Below are 454 nucleotides of genomic sequence, written 5' to 3' on the forward strand. Positions count from 1 at the left end.
AGAGCTTCTCCACATAGCGAAGCACGTTGGTGTTGAAGCCGCCGGCGAGACCCCGGTCGGAGGTGACGGCTACGATGAGCACCCGCTTCACCTCGTCGTGGACCTGCAGCAGCGGCTCATATCCAAGTGAGCGTACTTTGCCGTGCTGATGAGCATGTCTGAGATGGCGACCGCCCAAGGGAGCGCGCTCTCCACGCGCTCGGAAGCACGGCGAATCTTGGCAGCCGCGACCATTTCCATGGTGCGTGTGATCTGCTTCGTCGAGGTGACGGATTTGATTCGCCGTTCGATGTCGTGTAGGTTGGGCATGGTCTACCTACCTTACGCTGCGGCGTCGAAGGACTGCTTGAAGGCGGCGATGGCCTCCTTCAGAGCGACCTTGGTCTCGTCGCTGAGCTTCTTCTCCGTGTTGATCGTTTGCAGGATCTCCGGCTTGGAAGCGCGCAGCGACGCG

The 454-nt window shown here is 60.8% G+C and carries 1 pseudogene; it reads right to left on the reverse strand.

Annotated elements, in window-relative coordinates:
• Positions 1–309, reverse strand: a pseudogene (locus NE591_RS12370) (F0F1 ATP synthase subunit gamma); the annotation flags it as partial.
• Between the last annotated feature and the right edge of the window lie 145 nt (positions 310–454).

Origin of the sequence: Adlercreutzia sp. DFI.6.23, from assembly GCF_024462535.1 — a bacterium.
GTDB lineage: Bacteria > Actinomycetota > Coriobacteriia > Coriobacteriales > Eggerthellaceae > Adlercreutzia > Adlercreutzia rubneri.